We start from the raw sequence: 15,957 nt of genomic DNA on the forward strand, positions 1-15,957 counted from the left end.
GCCACTGATGCTGGTGATTACATCAGTGGCTTTCCTTATTTTTAATGCTCGCTCTCATTCTCCGCACTCGGCGCAGGCAGTGTCGGCGCTTCGAGCTGCTCCTCCAGCATGCTGCCGTCCGATGGCTGCGTCACTCCGGTTCCTTTTGATAAAGGCAATGCAATATTAGGGGCGCCAGGGGCAGAGTTGCCTACTGGATTGCCTTTGTTGTCGTAATAATACATCGGGACGTCGCCAACGACGAGCAAATAGGAAATCGGAATTTCCGTCTCCACCATTTGCGGCTCCGTTTCGAATGGGATAATAATTGCAACCTCCGCGACGATATGAATGTACACCTCAATCAAAATCATATTAATGCCCGCATTTTGCTGCCGTGTGCTGAGATCTACTTTAACAGCGCCGACCGGCTCAAATTTCACGGGAACACGGGGACCATACGACGCGATAAGCGGACTGCCCAGCGCATTGCCAATCGGGATATGCTCGGGAATTTCCTTAAGATCCGCAAGCGTCGATTGCACCGTTTCAATGGTCTGCGCCCTAATTTTCGTATGCTCATTGTAGTTCAGCATAAAGCCTGACACTTTGCCGTTACTGTTCATTTTCCAATCTACCAGCTTCTCAAACTCGGATTGGCTCGCCACCTGCTCCGTCGTCGCTTTATTAATCGCTTGCGTTGCTACCTGCTTGATTCGCAATTGGGCAACCTTTGTAAGCGGCTCGCGCAAATGCTTATCTACGTATAAAAAAGACTGAATGCCGCCAATGAGCAGTGTCAGCACAATAATGGCAGTCCATATTTTCAGCTTCCGCCTTGGCGACTTTGGCCGCGAGCCCCAGCTTCCTCCGCCAGAAGACTGTGACTGTCCAGGCTGAAAAGCATCATAGGTCGCTTGGCGGGCTGCAGTGCGCCCAGACTGCGATTTTGCCACAAAACCGCTATGGCTGCTGCCCTTACCGAACAGCGGCTTGCTCACTCCCCAGCTTTTGGGGCGACTAGCGGTGGGACTAGAACGGCTCCCTCTGCCCCAGCTTTTAGGCCAGCTCATGCTTGCGCTGGCAAGCTTGCCACTGCCCCAGCTCTTGGGCCGGCTAACACTTGCGCCAGATCGCTTGCCATTGCCCCAGCTTGTGCCGCTGCGGCTTCCTGCATTTCCGCTTGAGTTTCCACGGCTGCTCCAATTGACCGTCTTCACCCGCCGCAGCGGCAGTCCAGGCCAGGATAGCTTTCGATTGCGGTTCAACAGCTGAAGCAGTCCCCATTTTCTCCCCCATCTTGCCATGCTTCTATCGCCTCCCGCCCTAAGGATCGTCCCACTCTGTCTTCAAGCTTATGCTTGGCTCGGATAAAAAAGAAGAAAAGCCGCCCGCGCCGCCTTACCCCTCGCAAAAAAGCTCCATTGTTCAGGTTATAGCTTTCATCCTGACGGTGAAGCCTATATAATGGAGGAACTTACGGTGCAATTGGATTGGAGGTTGGTACCCATGTTCACCTATCGGGAGAAGCTGTATATGCTGAAGACGCTGAAGCAAAACAAAGCCAAACGGTTATTCGGCTTGCGGAAGCTGCCGCCTGAGCATCAAGCTCTCGTCGACAAGCTGGAGCAAATGGTACGCAACGAACAGGTCAACAAGGCGCATCTGTAGCCAGCGCCCTTTACGCTAAAGTAAACTGGATTCAACGATGGAGGAAATTATGCTAACCTTTGAACAAAAGCTTGAAATCATTACGTCCTTTCCCGAGCTGGAGCGCAGCGATGTATCGCTTGGACGCGTTAATTTTCAATATGCAGACAGCGTGTACGACCGCAAAAATGTCGTTTACCACCTGCATCCGAACGGCAATGGCTTCGTTTATGCCGCCCTGCTGGAAGGCTATGACATCGACGACAAGGGCCTCGTCAATATTCGCAGCCTGGATGAGCCTGCGCTTCGCACATTAATTGCCGAAGCGATCAAATCGCTATCGTTCAAGCCTGAAGTGCCGCTGACGAGAGCACAGCGCAGAAGACAACGGGCTAATTCCGATCAGCAATGGGTTAACGAGGATTCGCAGACGCTTCAAGTACGGTTTGAGGAAGATACTTGGATGATCTACGAGGGAGTTAATTTGGAGATGGCCTTCGAAACTTACGAAGAGGCTGTCGAATATTTGGAAGAGGAAGGCTTTTCGCGGGAGTAGCCGCCTGCCTGTTCTGCCGTTTTCTTTTTCAAAAAAGCCAAGGTGAAACGGCTTCCGCCGTCCTCTGGCGGCGCGGCGCGTTTCAGTCCGAAAAATAGAGAAAGTATGGCGAAATCATATGCTTTCCTATATTTTGAAAAAAGCACCTCCAGCTGCGGCAATACAGCGCAGCGCTGGAGGTGCTTTTCATGATGTAATTCAGATAATTCTTCCTGAATCCCACTATTTTTGATGGTATGATAGTTCTTGAGGTGGTTTTATGCTTATAGAAAACGAGACAGGCTACCGTATTCCAATATACATAACAAAAATGAGTATAGATGATGTAAAAGGAATGCGACCAAATACACTTAATTGAAAAGGCACCACATAATCGTGGAGCAAAAGAAAAATATAAATTCGTGGCCCACCATCTATTTGCTTATGCTGCTCAGCGACATATTGAGCAAGGTGGTGACGGATTTGTAGCTTTTGAAGCAAAAAGTGGACTTATTCATCATTACGTCAATGAATATGGTGCTGTTTCTATGGGCAGCAGTCGTATGTTTATTCCTAACGTTGCTGGGTTTAACCTTATTAGGTTATACTTAAATTAAAGGTGGTGGATTTCAAATGAACGGCAGCAACTTTGTAAGAAGCTCCCGCAGAGGACGCATAGATATAGCAGACACTCGTTTCAATGTTTATGAAGTCTCCCCGACTATACCTGGACCGAAAGACGAACAACGCGATAAAGAAGTTAGCGAAGCCATTGAAAAGTGGAAAAATTCGAATAGTAATTGTGAAAAGCTCCGCCAATAGGCGGAGCTTTTTTACAATAAAATAGTAATTATCTCACTCATCTATTATCATTAATTTGCCTCAAGCTCACGCTTTGGCAGCATTCGCACGTATTTATCAGATAAGCTCATGAGCTTCATAATATAATCATAGTCTCTGCGGTACTGCTCAAAATTGGGAACTGGCTCCATCGTATCAAGCGATACAGCGGTGCCGTCATCAAAGCCTTTGCCGGGAACGAACAAAATATCATTATTGAAAAATGATCCGCTCGGCAAATAATAACGCATCCCCAGCACATTCCGATTGATGTTCAGCAGATCATGGCCAAACAGTGTAGCACCCGACAGCTCCGGCTGAAGACCAAGCAAATTAGCAATCGTCGGCATCATATCCAGCTGTCCGCCAACCTGCTCTACTACCTGCCCTTTGCCGCCTTTGACACCGCCCGGCATATGAACGATAAACGGAATATTGAAGCGGCTGAGCCGTGCATCATACGTCATGCCAAGCTCTGTCTTAAATTGCTCTGGATCGATTTTGTCAGGCTGCAGGCCGAAGTGGTCGCCGTACATAACCAGCACCGTATTGTCCCACAATCCCTGCTCCTTAAGCTTGCTGATCAATGTGCCAATGGCGTAATCGGTATAATGGATTGCCGTCAAATAGTCGCCCAGCTGAGTGCCTGCAAGCGAATCCGGCAGCGTTAGTGTTACGCGGTCAGCCGGCACCTTAAAGGGAAAGTGGCTGGACGTTGTAACGAACTGCGCGTAAAACGGCTGCTTCATCTCGGTAAGCTTTTGGACTCCAACCCGGTAAAGCTCCTCATCCGAGGCGCCAAAATCATTAAATTGGTCATTCGTATAATAGGGCTTATCATAATAAGCATTAAAACCAAGCGCCGGGTACAGCTTGTCGCGATCCCAGAACGTCACGTTATTAATATGGAAGGTGGCAGTATCATAGCCTTGCTCCTGCAATAGCTTCGGAAGGCTTGGGAACGCACGGTCCCCGTACCCTTTTGACATCGCTTCGCTGCCGACCGGATAAATCGATGTATTCGACATAAACTCGGCATCCGATGTGTTGCCCTGGCCAATTTGCTGATACACATGAGGAAAATAATAGCCCTCATCCGCCAGCTGATTAATGGTCGGCGTAATTTCCTGGCCGTCCACCTTAAGGTGGATCGGAAAGTTTTGGAAGGCCTCCATTTGCAGGACAATTAAATTTTTACCTGCTGCCTTACCAAATTGAACAGGTTGTTTCTCCGCTTGCTTGGCTTGTACATCCTTATTAGCTCCCGTATCAGCATAAGGATAGCTTGCTTGCAGCTCATTAATTTCAGTAATCGTTTCTGGCAAGCTGCCGGTTTCGGTCTCGATGGCTTCACTGCCAGCCTGCCAAGCCGCAGATGCCTGAAAGCCGATAAACCCGAGATTTTTCGCCCGCTCCAGCTCATTTACAATCGTTTGATCCATATAAACCTGGCGGCTGAAAAACGATGTACTGACGATTAGCACGACAAGCAGCACCGACACTCTTCCCATACGTTTGTATTCATATACTTTTCGTGTTCGAAAACGCCTTACTGCATACACCGCCAGCCAAATCGCCACATCAAGAAAATAAGCGAAATAGACAGGTTGAATTAACGACTGAACACTTGCCCGCACTTGACCGACTTGATTAATCGACTTAAGCACATTGTACGTCGGCACCGAGCCATAATAATCAAAATAAACCGTCGAGGCAAACAGCAGCAGCGACAGCAGCGCATTAACGAGTAAAAAAAGAGCACCTTTGCGTTTGCCGGGGGCAACCAGCTCGAACAACAATAACACGCCTAGCAAGCCTAGGCCGTCCATCGCCACATCTCTCATTGCAATCGTATCAAAAATAAAATAGCGAAATAACGCCAGCTTGAGCAGCAGCGCTGCATAAACAAGAAAAAAAGGCGACCGCTGCTTATTTTCTCCAAACATCAGTTGCTGCATAAGCCTCACTCACTCTCTCGCATTCCACGTTAATATGATAAATGTGTAACTTATAAATGCTTATATTTAAAAAAAAGAAGCCATCAACACGTGATGGCCGCTTCCTTAACGATAATTGTTAAGATTATATTAACGCATTTGCGAGTTGAATGAAAGAGGAGGTTCCTTCCGATTATTCTTCTTCATTTATTCTGCTGCTTCATTATGCGGTAATGGCTTGTAATTGTTCATTTTTGCCAGTCTGGCGAAAGAAATACAGGAAGGTCAAGGCGAGCGCAATAATCGCAAAGATGCCTAAAATCAACATTTGCTCGCGCATTACCCCATAATCTCCACTTGCTACAATCGCTTTGAAGCCGATAATGCTGTGTGTCATCGGCAGCCAAGGATTTACCTTCTGCATCCAGTCCGGCAGCATCTCCAGTGGAAACGTTCCTGCGCTTGAAGTAAGCTGCAAAATCATCAGCACGATGACCGCAAAGCGGCCCGGGTTATCAAGCCATGTGACGAGCATTTGTACGATCCAAGTGAAGGTCAGGCTTGTTATAATTGTGAATAAGAAAAATAATGGCTTGCTGTGAACTTCGAGCTTGAGGACGTATAGCAGAACCGTGTCGGCAATGACCGACTGCACGAGACTGACCATCGTAAACGTCAGCGTCCGGCTGACAAAACGCTGCATAGGTGTAGCACTGGCAATGCCAGACTCTCTCAAAGAGAACACCGTAGTAAACACGAGCGCTCCCATAAATAGCGCCAGTGACAGGAAATATGGCGTAATGCCCAGTCCATAATGGCTTAGCTTATGATCGGTGTTTTCTGTCACTTTGACTGGAGCAGCGAACATGCTAACCGTGCTGTCTCCTGATTGCACGTCTGACGATTTACTAGCCGCTTCATTTAATTGGCTCGCAAGCTCGCCCGATCCGTCAACCAGCTTCACGGAGCCATCGGCCAGTTGGCCTGCGCCATCGTCAAGTTTTTTCGAGCCGTCGGCCAGTTCACTAACGCCGCCGTTCAGCTTTCCAAGTCCCGTTTGCAGCTTTGCAGCGCCTGCTTGAAGGCTTGAGGCACCTTCTGCTGTTTTCTCGCCGCCTGCCGCAGCTTCCTTCATTTTGGTGCTGAAGGTATGCAGCCCTTTAGCCAGCTCCTGCTGTCCGCTGCTAAGCTTAGCTGCTCCATCCAGCAGCTGCTTCTGTCCTTTCGCAAGCTCTGTGCTGCCGGTTAGCAATTGCTTCTGTCCGTCATGCAGCTGCTCGCTGCCGGACGCCACTTGGCGGCTAGCCGCCAGCAGCTTTGCCAGCTGCTCATTGCTTTGCAGCTCCGGGCTGCTCGCTACGAGCTGCGCCAAACCGTCAGCGACCTGGCTTGCGCCGGCCGCAACCTGCGCGCTGGCCTTCTCCGAAGCCGTCAAGCCAGCGGACAGCTTCCCACTTCCAACGCTTGCCGCTTGCAAGCCAGCTTCAAGCTTAGCAGCGCCATCCTGCGCGCTGCTTGCCCCTGCATCCAGCTTGGCAGCGGCCGCAGACAGCTCACTGAGCCCGCTCGACAAAGTCGCGGTTCCCGACTTCAGCGCACCTGCGCCTTTGGCAAGGTCGCCCGCGCCGCTCGCGAGCTGCTTCACACCTATCTGAACGTCCGCTGTGCCGCTCGCCAGCTTGTTCAGATTCTTTTTCAGCGTCGTAATGCCGCCCTCTAGCTTGCCTGCCCCATCTTGAAGCTCCGTTGCACCTGAGCCTGCTTTACCAAGCCCATCGGAAATTTTATCGATTTGCTCAAACATGCTGCGCGTATAGGCTTCTGTTATTTGCACGGACAGCTTCGACTTCAGTTCTTTCATTGCGCTGCTGCCGATTTGTGCGCCTACAAAGTTATAATCGCTATTCGGCTCAAAAATAATTTCCGCCTGCTTCGGCTCAGCCTCCGTCAGCGTCGATGCATCCTGCGAAAAATGCTCAGGAATCGTAATCGTCATATAATAATGATTATTGCTCATGCCGGTCTTTGCCTGATCCTGCGTAACGAATGACCAGCTAAAGTCAGTATTTTTCCCCAGCTCATCGACGAAATCCTCGCCAATATGCAACTGCTTGCCTTCATAGTCTGCCCCTTGGTCAAGATTAACAACCGCTACCGGCAGCTTGCTCGTCTGTCCGTAAGGGTCCCATGAGCCTTCTACTAGAAAACTGCTGTACAGCATCGGAAGCAGGGCAACACCCGCTAACGTCAGCAGCACCATCGGCTTCTTGCCAAGCAGCTTAATTTCCTTCCAAAACACTTGAAATACACCCATCGCGAACACGTCCTTTTTCAATATGCTGATCTATGCTGCTCATATATTGAACCAATGACCATTTCGGTTTATTGGTCAATTTCTCCCAAAAAAATAGGCATCGCCGTCTTGCTTTGACTTTGCCCATTACTTTACTGGCTCGGCTACAATGCCATATGTGATAAAGGAAAGCATATTTTGTTTAATCTCATCCTTGCTCAGCGGCGCGCTCAGCTTATTCCAATCGGACGTCAATCCGATGTACAGCCGAAAAATCATAAACGCGGCAATCTCAGGATTGCAAGGCTTCACCTCGCCATTGTCAATCGCCCGCTCCAGCTGCTGCTTAAGAAAGTCCAGCGCGAACTGCTCCATTCGGCGAATACCCTCCAGCGCCTGCACCGTTCCAATGTCTCGAACCTCCTGGGAGAGCTTCACCGCCAGCTCATGGTCAGAGCGGAAATCGAGAATCGAATCAAGCACATTAAACAAATTGTCGACGAACGCCGCGTCCTGCTCCGTTCCCTCGTTCATAATGCTTTGCAGCTCTGCAAAGGCTTTGCCGAGAATTTCCTCAAACAGCTCTTCCTTCGTCTTGAAAAAGGTGTAAATCGTCCCTTTGCCTACATTTGCGATTTTGGATACGAGATCCATCGTCGTCGCTTTATAGCCAAACTGTGCAAACGACTGCGCCGCCGCTTCTAAAATCAATGTTTTGCGATCAACCGCCATCCCCATTACCTCCCTTGCAAAAAGCGTTTCAAACGTTCATTGTTCAGCTTAATGATCAAAATTGACTATATTTCATTTTCGGTCAATTGGTCATAAGTTAATTTAACACACAGCAATGCAAAAGTAAAATCTTTTTTTCAAATGTTTTTTCAAGCGTTTTGCATCTGTTTTGCAAGCATTATTTCGAGTGTTATTTCTATATTCATTTCACCGCTACTGCGCGCTGCTCGGCGACATTTTTAATATAAAGGTTGCGTCTTGTCAAAAATACCCGCATATAGCGCTCCAGAAACAGCAAATCTGCAAGCTTTCCCAGCACTCCCAAGGGCGAGGCATAATCAAACGTATCAATCATTAAGGTTCCGTCGCCAGAGATGATAAATTCATGGGAATGTGTAAAATGCTTAAACGCCCCGCTAACCTGCTCGTCCACAAAAATAATGCGGAGCCTCCATGACGGAAATGCGCGCTGTCAGCCGCTGCTTAATGCCAAAATGCACAGCCTCCCACGTCACAGACTGTCCTAGCTCAATTAACCCCTGCGTCACGCCGCCAATCGCGCGTTCTCTCGTCTGTGAAGTCGATTCCGCATGGATATCAATGCTGCGGGCCAGATCAAAGCATAGCTGGGCGGGCGCCTTGATGTATAGCTCAGTCTTTATAATCGGCATTCGTCACCTCTGCGCTCGCTTTATAGTAGCTAAAATATAGCACCTTTATAGCCCAGTTTAAAGCTTGTTTCCTTTAGATGACGCTACAAAATATTTGTGTTGCTCAAATTTCAACTAGCACATACAATAATACCAAGTAAGTAAATTGGAATTAGAGGTGAACGATGATGCGTGAAGTGCCTATGCGCTATGTTAAAGCGAACCAGGTTGGAATCGTTACTTTTGTTCTTCTCTCCTTTGTCCTTAATCAGCCCTTGCTATTGGGGATATTATGGATCATTCAAGTGGCTGGCCTTGCTTCCGCGGGGAAGCTTAATCTTTTTGTACGGATCGCGAAGCTGATTTTCAAAGGATCAGGCACGGAGACGCAAGCGGCTGAGCTGCAGCGTTTCAACAATGTGCTGGCTGTGCTGTTCCTTACTTTAGCGCTGGCATCCGCAGCGTTTGGCTGGGACATTGCAGCGTATGCGTTCTCCATTATGCTGCTGGCAGCCGCTAGCGCCGCCCTGCTCGGCTATTGCGTAGGCTGCACCGTATATTTCTGGTACAAGCAATTCCGCGCAGGCCGAAAAATAGGCGGCATTTAGCAGCCGCTGCAAGCAGCACTATAGAGCAGCAAAAAAAGGATCTCCATTCCAACTGCATTCCAGCAGGGGACGGAAATCCTTTTTTCGTTATTCGACTTGCAAGCCCAGAAGCTTGTAGATCATTACAGCAGCCTGTGCCCGTGTTGCTTGGGCTTGAGGGGCAAATTCATTTTGGCCCATGCCGCTCACCATTCCAGCCGCTTGCATGGCAGCAATACCTTTTTTGGCGTATACCGAAATTGCATTCTCGTCTGAAAATGGTGCTGCTGCTTCCTTAGCTAACTCGAGCTCCGCATATTTTGCAGCCTGATAGGCCATGACCGCCATATCTTGTCTCGTGATTTTGTCATACACACCAAAGCTGCCGTCTGATTTTCCTTTAACGATTCCGAGCTTATAGGCTGTGGCCACGGCGTCATAATACCATGTCCCTTGCCGGACATCACTCAGCGGTGTTAGAGCATTCGCCTCCGTCAAATCCAGTCCATTCATCAGCATGGAGATAAACTCCGCTCTCGTCACCGCAGCTTCCGGTTTAAATTGTCTTTCGCCAGTCCCGCTGATGATATCGCGGGCAGCCAACGCACCAATCGCTTGCTGCTGCCATGCTTTCGTTACATCCTTGAAGCCGACTTTCTTGTACACGACAGCATATTTGCTGAAATGCTTGGACTTAAACACCACGCTACCGCTTAATGAATCATATTTGCTATTTTTCACAGCTTCCAGCGCTCCACTATCCGTAATATAGCAAATAATGATTTGATACGGATTTTCACCAGGCTGCAATGAATATGGAATAGCTACAACAATATCCTCTCGCCCGTCAAAATCGCTGACCTTCACCCCATCCACTTCCAGCTGAAAGTCATAAACGACTGCGCCAGTCAATTGCTGCTGCGTCTCAGCAGGCAGCTTGGAAATATCCGCTTTCGTAATCGTAAGGCTCAAGCTTTTTAGAGCTGTGGCTTTATTATTTTCAAGCCATTTCAAGGATAACGTTACGATGGCAAAGCCCGTATCGATTTCGAGCCACTCAGCTTTCTCTGTGCTTGCAGCTTCCAATAATCGCGTGAGTGGGATTTTTACTAGCCATTCATTTGCCTCTGCATTTGAATTGATTTTCAGCTTGATTTTCCCATCAATGGCGCTTTCCAGCGCGGCCTTCACCGTATTTTCATCCAACTCCACCAACTGCTTGCCGCCTTCCGATCCCTTAGGCGTAGCAGTAGGCTGCGATGAGCTCGAACCGCCCGAAGGGCTAGATGTCGGATTCGGTGTCGCACTCGCGGTCGGCTGCGGCGTTGTACTGCTTGGCGTCGGCTCTGGTGTCGCACTTGCAGACGGCTCAGGCGTCGGTGTCGGCGTAGGAGTCGGTGTTGGACCCCCATCCACCTTCGAAACAATGACGGTTGCCTCCGCCGTCAAGTAGGTGCCGGCCACCTCGCCTTTCACCTTGAAAAGGCCTGTTTTGCTCACTTGCTCCTCATCTATTTTTCCCCATTGCACATTTGCATTTTGCTCGCTGCCATCGCTCCTGCTGACGGAAACGGAAGCTGGAAGCAATGGTACTGCTCCTACAGCCGCTCTGACCTGTATAGGATCTATTGCTGTTATGACCGCTCCAGGCGCCGTTCTCAGTCTTAAAACAGTGACCGAATAGGCGGGGAAATCGTACGTAAAGGATTGGCCTAATCCGGTAACCTCCTTCACCTCCGGCAATACGTTTTCCGGTGTGGCAAACGAGTTTTCCTCCGCCGCCGATGCCGCTTTCAGCTCCATCACGGTAGCGCTGCCGTCGATATAATCAGCATCCACATTTACGATTGAGGTTTGCTCGCTGCCGCCAATATTCACGACCTTGACGATCAGATCACCTGTCTTGTCATCCTTCGTTGTCACGCTGTACAGTGGGCCGGGGTCCCGATCGACCTCATGCACCAAAACGCCATCCAAATAACAGCGGATGAGCGAGCCCTGCAATTCGATTTTAATATCATACCAACGATTGGCTTCAACTCCGCTGTTCAAGGAATTGCTGAGGTTCGACTTGGTGCCGCCAACCGCCTGCTCAATGACGGTCAACGTATTGTTCCAGCCGCCAAGGTTCCACCAATAATAATTGTCGGTATCCTTAGCGCCAAATCCGATCAGGAAGCCTTCGGAGCCCGCCGCCTTCTTCGCTTTCAATTGCAGCGTGTAATTGCTCCATTGCTGGCCTTCCTTCAATAGAAGCCGCGCATCCGTTGTACTGGACGAGGTTTGCTTGAGCACGCCGCTGTCAATCGACCAAGCGCCCTTGAAGCTGCTCCACTGCGAAAGCGTCAACGGATCGCTGAAATCATTTTGCAGCAAAATCGTACCGTCGTTAGCCGTAACCGTTACCTCATCATACTCTACAGCTGTGTTCCAAGAGCCGAGTGCAATCGAGCCTTGGACGGTGCTGCTGCTATAGCTTTTATTTTTCTGAAGCTGGGACGGCATAAGCTGCTGACCGACATGGCGGCTGAACAACTGCTGCACGTAATAGTTCGGTGTCCCATACGCCTGGCTGTTGTCAAACCAGATTAAATCGGTCGTCCACTGCGTGTTGCCTTGCCTTGCAAATAATGGCGCGAACGAAGACATCGCCACAACATCCGAATTGCGTTCAAGCCCCGTCATAAATGCCGCTTCGGCGAGGGCGCTTTCCATATTGTTTTTTTTGCCCGTTCCGTGCGCTGCATATTCGCCTACAAAAACCTTCGGCCCGCTGCGGCTGTAATGGTCATACCGATTGACATTATTGTAAAACCACTGCGGGCTCTGATACATATGCTCATCGACCAAATCCGCTTTATTGCCATTGCTTCCAAGCCAATCATAAGCATAATGGAACATCGAATCTTCTGGAAAAGCGCCCGCACTCAGCACCAGCTGAATGTCGGGATATTTTGCTTTTATCGCATCATAAAAAACTTCATACCGGTCCAAATAATCCTGGCCCCACAATTCATTGCCAACGCCAAGATATTTCATATTAAATGGCTCCGGATGACCACTCGCAGCGCGCACTGCCCCCCAAGTAGAATCAACTGGTCCATTCGCGTATTCTATGAGATCGAGCGCATCTTGAATATAGGGGCCAAGCTCGTTCATTGGCACTTTCGGCGGATTGCCGTGACAGGACACTTGACCGATAAAAATAATCGGCAAAGGCTCGGCGCCAATATCCTCAGACAGCTGGAAATATTCCTGAAAGCCGAGGCCGAACGATTGATAATAATTGGCCGCCCATTGATTCCGCTGGAGTTGGCGCTCTGCTACGTCGCCGATTGTATTTTTCCATCTGTAGCGATTTTCAAGAGAGCCGCCCTCCACGATACAGCCGCCTGGAAAACGAAGAAATCCCGGATTTAAATCGTCAAGCATTTCGGCTAGATCGTAGCGCAGCCCGTTTGTGCGGTTTTGCCAAGTTTTCTCCGGGAACAGCGACACCATATCCAAATCGATAACCGCCAGCTCCGTTCCGATAACGACGAGCTTTGCGTTCGTGCTGGCGGCATTCGTTTGAATGGCACAGCCAAGCTTCTGCCAATCAGCTGTAAGGCCCGTCACCTCACAGGAGCCATAAACCACGTCGTCTTGTCCTCTAAGCTGGGCAACTAGCGGCTTCGTCAAAGGGCTTGCGCTCCGTGCATAAACGCTGAAATTATATGTTTCGCCGCTGGCAACAGCTATGCCCGAGTAGCCTGCATTCGCTAGCCCAACCGCTGCTCCCGTATCACTGCCCGCATTCGTAATCGTCAGGCGCGCAAATCGCGGATTGCTGGCGTTCAGCGGCTCGTCGGTCGCGGTGGCGAGCTCGCCCAAAGCACCGCCATATGCGACTTTGCTCCAAGCAAACAAAGAGGTGCCGAATTCGAAGGAGCGATTTTGCACCAATTCACCATATAACCCGCCATCCGCCGCATAGTTGATATCCTCATAGAATATGCCGTATAGCGTAGGGCTCACCTCATGAGCCGCCTCTCTGCCATTAATATTCAAGGTATAGGATGCCGAATCCAGCTCCCATACTACGATGGTAAAGGACTTTGTATCCTGCTCGGCCCCTTTGGCAATCGTCGCTGTAAGGATGACCGTCTTATCGCCAAGTCCCGCTTCCGGACGCGTTACCTTCCCTTCTGCACTTACCGTTGCCGGGTCAGAAGAAGTCCAAGAAATGACCGTTCCTCCAGGGCCCGCCGCCGGTAGTGACAGATCCTTCGTCTGCTGCGTCGTATCGCCCAGCTCCAGCCAGTTTTTATCATACGCAATGATTTCGATATCGCTTAACGCCTCTCCGACCAGTGAGACAAGCTCACTTGCAGACAAAGCTCGGTCATAGATGCGGAAATCGTCTATTTTGCCATCATAAAAAGGATCAGCCGCAAACTGGGATTTGCCAATATAATTGTTCGTCGTAAAGCCAAGCTCGGAGGGATCATTTTGCATATTGCTTACGGTGGCCACTTGAATGCCATTGATAAACATCGTATACGTGTTGCCGGAAATGACAACCGCTACATGCTGCCATGAGCTGGAGGCCGGAAAAACCGGGCCAGCCAAAGCATTTTCACCGTTGCCTTGGGGAAGCGCCGCGAAATGGGCAACGCCCGAATGATTTTTCAAAGTCAGAAACATCCAATTTGTCGTACTGGTGCCAAAATCAAACACTCGCGCCCACGTTCCCAAGCTGTCCGCCTTCACCCAAGTGGCAATGGTCATATCATGGGTGGACGAAAGCACACCATCGGGCAGTTTAACATAACCATCCGTTCCATTTAAATCAACGGCTCCGTTTATTTTGCCATCTGCCGTGAAGGCCACTCCTCCTGATAATAGGCCGTCATTCCCGTTCGGAGAGCGGTCTTTCACCGTGCTGCCTGCTGTTTCATCAAAGTTGTAATGAAGCAGCAGACCAGCAGAGACTGCTGAAGCTGTTGCTTCTTCATGAGCTGTTTCATCAAGAGTTATATCTTCAGTGACCATTTCTTCAGCAGTTGGGTCAGCCGTTTCTGATACAGCAGCTTCTGTTACAACTTCCTCCGCATTTGTATAAATCGTATGCTCATCATTTGCAAACACCGGGGACACAACAGAGAAGCACAGCAACAGCACCATCGTGCTTGCCATGACATCTCGTAAAAGCTTATTGCGCAAAAAAACCATGAAAGTTAAACCTCCTTGTTTTTATTGGCATGCGTGTTCACGTTCTTCACAAATGATAAAGCGTTTTCATAAGTTGTTGAATACAGATTTATGGTTAAAATGTGTAAATTTATATTTGAATTGGAATTTCATCAAAAAGAGAAGCACACCAAAATAACCTCTTGGCCATTTGCCAAGAGGTTATTTTGTCCAGACAGCAGCCGACCGTTTAGCCCGTGCTGAAGGCGGCTATGTTAGAAAGATTGTCAGTTTGCTCATGCTGCATATAGTCTAAAGCTGCCTATGGCTTAGTCGGAATTTCAAGTTTGGTATACCAGGTTTTCCCGCCATCCACTGTGCTGTAAATCGCTGGGGAATTTAGGCTAGTGTCCGCCATAAACCCGACATAGGTGCTCGTAAACGAGATGGTGTTGGCATAACCGACCGTATCCGACGGCGCAAACCAGGTTTGTCCGCCATTGGAGGAGCGTCCAATGCCGATGCGCTGCGCCGCTGGGGAATACGCGCTCAAAATCGCTGTGCCCCCCACCAGCTCAAGGTCGCTCGGATGTCCGCCCGGTGATGCCGGCCCTTGTGAAACAAGTCCCTTTGCTTCTCCAGGCGCGCTGCCACCGCCCGCTGTGCTCTGGCTAATGACCTTGCGCCAGCTTGCACCGTTGTTAGCCGAAGCGTATACCGAATAAGATTGCTGCGACATGCCCGCTCCACCATTAAATTGCGCCCATACCCCAGTGCCATCTGCAACGATTTTGCCACCGCTCAGCTCTTCTGCCTTCACATGAAGGGAAGTCGTCCAGGTCACGCCTCCGTCCGTCGTTCTAGACAGGTTATAGCCGAGACCCGGCAGGATGACTAGAGCCCAGCCCTGCTTGTCATTTACAAACTCCGCATAGCGCGTATTTGCCGGGGTTGCGATTTTCGCCCAGCTTTTCCCGCCATCCTTCGTTTTATAGGCAAAGGCATTCGTATAACCAAAGCCATTATTTTTATCTATAAAATGAATGCGCTGCAGTTGAAGGGTGCCAGTAGGCAGCTTCGTAAACTTGCTTCCGCCATCCGTCGTATACAGCAAAGCGTTCGGCCCATTGCTCGCAGATTTTGCTAGCGCCCAGCCTGTTGTATTGGAGATGAAATCGAGCTGTGTGAACTGCCATGTCCCTTTATATATCGACTGCCAATGGGAGCCAGAATCAGATGTCCCGATGAGAAAGCCATTGCCGGCAGCCCGTCCTGTCGTTGCATTTAAAAATTGAATATCGCTAAAATGGTAGGCGCTGTCGCCTGCCGGCTTTCCACTAAACAAATCCTGTCCAGCTGTAGCGTCCGCTGCCCCAGCTGTCGGCAATATCGTTGCCAAGCCAATCGCAATAGCCGCTGCTGCCATCATGGTTTTCCCTTTGGAGATCGATCGTGTGGATGTTTTCATTATGAATGTCCTCCTGCTTCGTAGGTGGTTTAATAAACATTTTGACTCTGCCTTCTTAATACCCTTCATCCACCAAAACGAATCTTATCCCTAAATAGTTGCATGGTAAAAGAA

10 protein-coding genes and 1 pseudogene are annotated in these 15,957 nt (G+C 49.6%); 4 read left to right on the forward strand and 7 right to left on the reverse strand.

The annotated features are described in order from the left end of the window. Window positions 1-41: 41 nt before the first annotated feature. Window positions 42-1,286 carry a sporulation protein YunB gene (gene yunB / locus ACSR9A_RS26665; RefSeq protein ID WP_473761004.1) on the reverse strand — a complete coding sequence of 415 codons (1,245 nt, stop codon included), beginning with the start codon at window positions 1,284-1,286 and terminating at the stop codon, window positions 42-44. Between the two features lie 175 nt (window positions 1,287-1,461). Here yunB and ACSR9A_RS26670 point away from each other — a divergent pair, with 175 nt between their 5' ends. The 3 genes from ACSR9A_RS26670 (at window position 1,462) to ACSR9A_RS26680 (ending at window position 2,986) form a co-directional block, all read left to right on the forward strand. After that, on the forward strand, window positions 1,462-1,650 hold the full coding sequence (locus ACSR9A_RS26670) for a hypothetical protein (RefSeq protein WP_156182362.1): 189 nt from the start codon (window positions 1,462-1,464) through the stop codon (window positions 1,648-1,650). 49 nt (window positions 1,651-1,699) lie between these two features. Then, window positions 1,700-2,185 (forward strand): hypothetical protein, encoded by a 486-nt coding sequence (locus tag ACSR9A_RS26675; protein ID WP_473761005.1) that lies wholly within the window; start codon window positions 1,700-1,702, stop codon window positions 2,183-2,185. Between the two features lie 612 nt (window positions 2,186-2,797). Next, window positions 2,798-2,986 (forward strand): hypothetical protein, encoded by a 189-nt coding sequence (locus ACSR9A_RS26680; RefSeq protein WP_473761007.1) that lies wholly within the window; start codon window positions 2,798-2,800, stop codon window positions 2,984-2,986. A gap of 50 nt (window positions 2,987-3,036) precedes the next feature. On the opposite strand, the gene ACSR9A_RS26685 is transcribed toward ACSR9A_RS26680, so the two are convergent. The 4 genes and pseudogenes from ACSR9A_RS26685 to ACSR9A_RS26700 form a co-directional block, all read right to left on the reverse strand. Next, a complete protein-coding gene (locus ACSR9A_RS26685; protein ID WP_473761008.1) occupies window positions 3,037-4,962 on the reverse strand; it encodes an LTA synthase family protein in 1,926 nt (641 codons plus the stop codon). A 202-nt stretch (window positions 4,963-5,164) separates the two neighbouring features. Beyond that, entirely contained in the window at window positions 5,165-7,255 is a 2,091-nt protein-coding gene (locus tag ACSR9A_RS26690; protein ID WP_473761011.1) for a YhgE/Pip family protein, read from the reverse strand. A 126-nt stretch (window positions 7,256-7,381) separates the two neighbouring features. Next, a complete protein-coding gene (locus ACSR9A_RS26695) occupies window positions 7,382-7,966 on the reverse strand; it encodes a TetR/AcrR family transcriptional regulator (protein ID WP_473761012.1) in 585 nt (194 codons plus the stop codon). Between the two features lie 202 nt (window positions 7,967-8,168). Then, window positions 8,169-8,637 (reverse strand): annotated as a pseudogene (locus tag ACSR9A_RS26700) (SRPBCC family protein). Between the two features lie 164 nt (window positions 8,638-8,801). Here ACSR9A_RS26700 and ACSR9A_RS26705 point away from each other — a divergent pair. Beyond that, entirely contained in the window at window positions 8,802-9,224 is a 423-nt protein-coding gene (locus tag ACSR9A_RS26705; RefSeq protein ID WP_473761014.1) for a DUF4395 domain-containing protein, read from the forward strand. An 87-nt stretch (window positions 9,225-9,311) separates the two neighbouring features. Here the strand turns inward: ACSR9A_RS26705 and ACSR9A_RS26710 are convergent, their stop codons facing one another. Then, the gene (locus ACSR9A_RS26710; RefSeq protein ID WP_473761016.1) at window positions 9,312-14,417 is read right to left on the reverse strand and encodes an S-layer homology domain-containing protein; all 5,106 of its coding nucleotides are present in this window, start codon (window positions 14,415-14,417) and stop codon (window positions 9,312-9,314) included. A gap of 280 nt (window positions 14,418-14,697) precedes the next feature. Continuing rightward, window positions 14,698-15,843, reverse strand: coding sequence for a WD40/YVTN/BNR-like repeat-containing protein (locus ACSR9A_RS26715; RefSeq protein ID WP_473761018.1), 1,146 nt, complete (start codon window positions 15,841-15,843; stop codon window positions 14,698-14,700). Window positions 15,844-15,957: the final 114 nt, after the last annotated feature.

This window comes from Paenibacillus sp. R-74696 (assembly GCF_055814915.1).

Bases quoted from the DNA above. Each gene is read 5' to 3' on its own strand.
- ACSR9A_RS26710 (WP_473761016.1), bottom strand. From the start codon at position 14,417: ATGGTTTTTTTGCGCAATAAGCTTTTACGAGATGTCATGGCAAGCACG.
- ACSR9A_RS26690 (WP_473761011.1), bottom strand. From the start codon at position 7,255: ATGGGTGTATTTCAAGTGTTTTGGAAGGAAATTAAGCTGCTTGGCAAG.
- ACSR9A_RS26695 (WP_473761012.1), bottom strand. From the start codon at position 7,966: ATGGCGGTTGATCGCAAAACATTGATTTTAGAAGCGGCGGCGCAGTCG.
- ACSR9A_RS26680 (WP_473761007.1), top strand. From the start codon at position 2,798: ATGAACGGCAGCAACTTTGTAAGAAGCTCCCGCAGAGGACGCATAGAT.
- yunB (WP_473761004.1), bottom strand. From the start codon at position 1,286: ATGGCAAGATGGGGGAGAAAATGGGGACTGCTTCAGCTGTTGAACCGC.
- ACSR9A_RS26705 (WP_473761014.1), top strand. From the start codon at position 8,802: ATGATGCGTGAAGTGCCTATGCGCTATGTTAAAGCGAACCAGGTTGGA.
- ACSR9A_RS26675 (WP_473761005.1), top strand. From the start codon at position 1,700: ATGCTAACCTTTGAACAAAAGCTTGAAATCATTACGTCCTTTCCCGAG.
- ACSR9A_RS26715 (WP_473761018.1), bottom strand. From the start codon at position 15,843: ATGAAAACATCCACACGATCGATCTCCAAAGGGAAAACCATGATGGCA.
- ACSR9A_RS26685 (WP_473761008.1), bottom strand. From the start codon at position 4,962: ATGCAGCAACTGATGTTTGGAGAAAATAAGCAGCGGTCGCCTTTTTTT.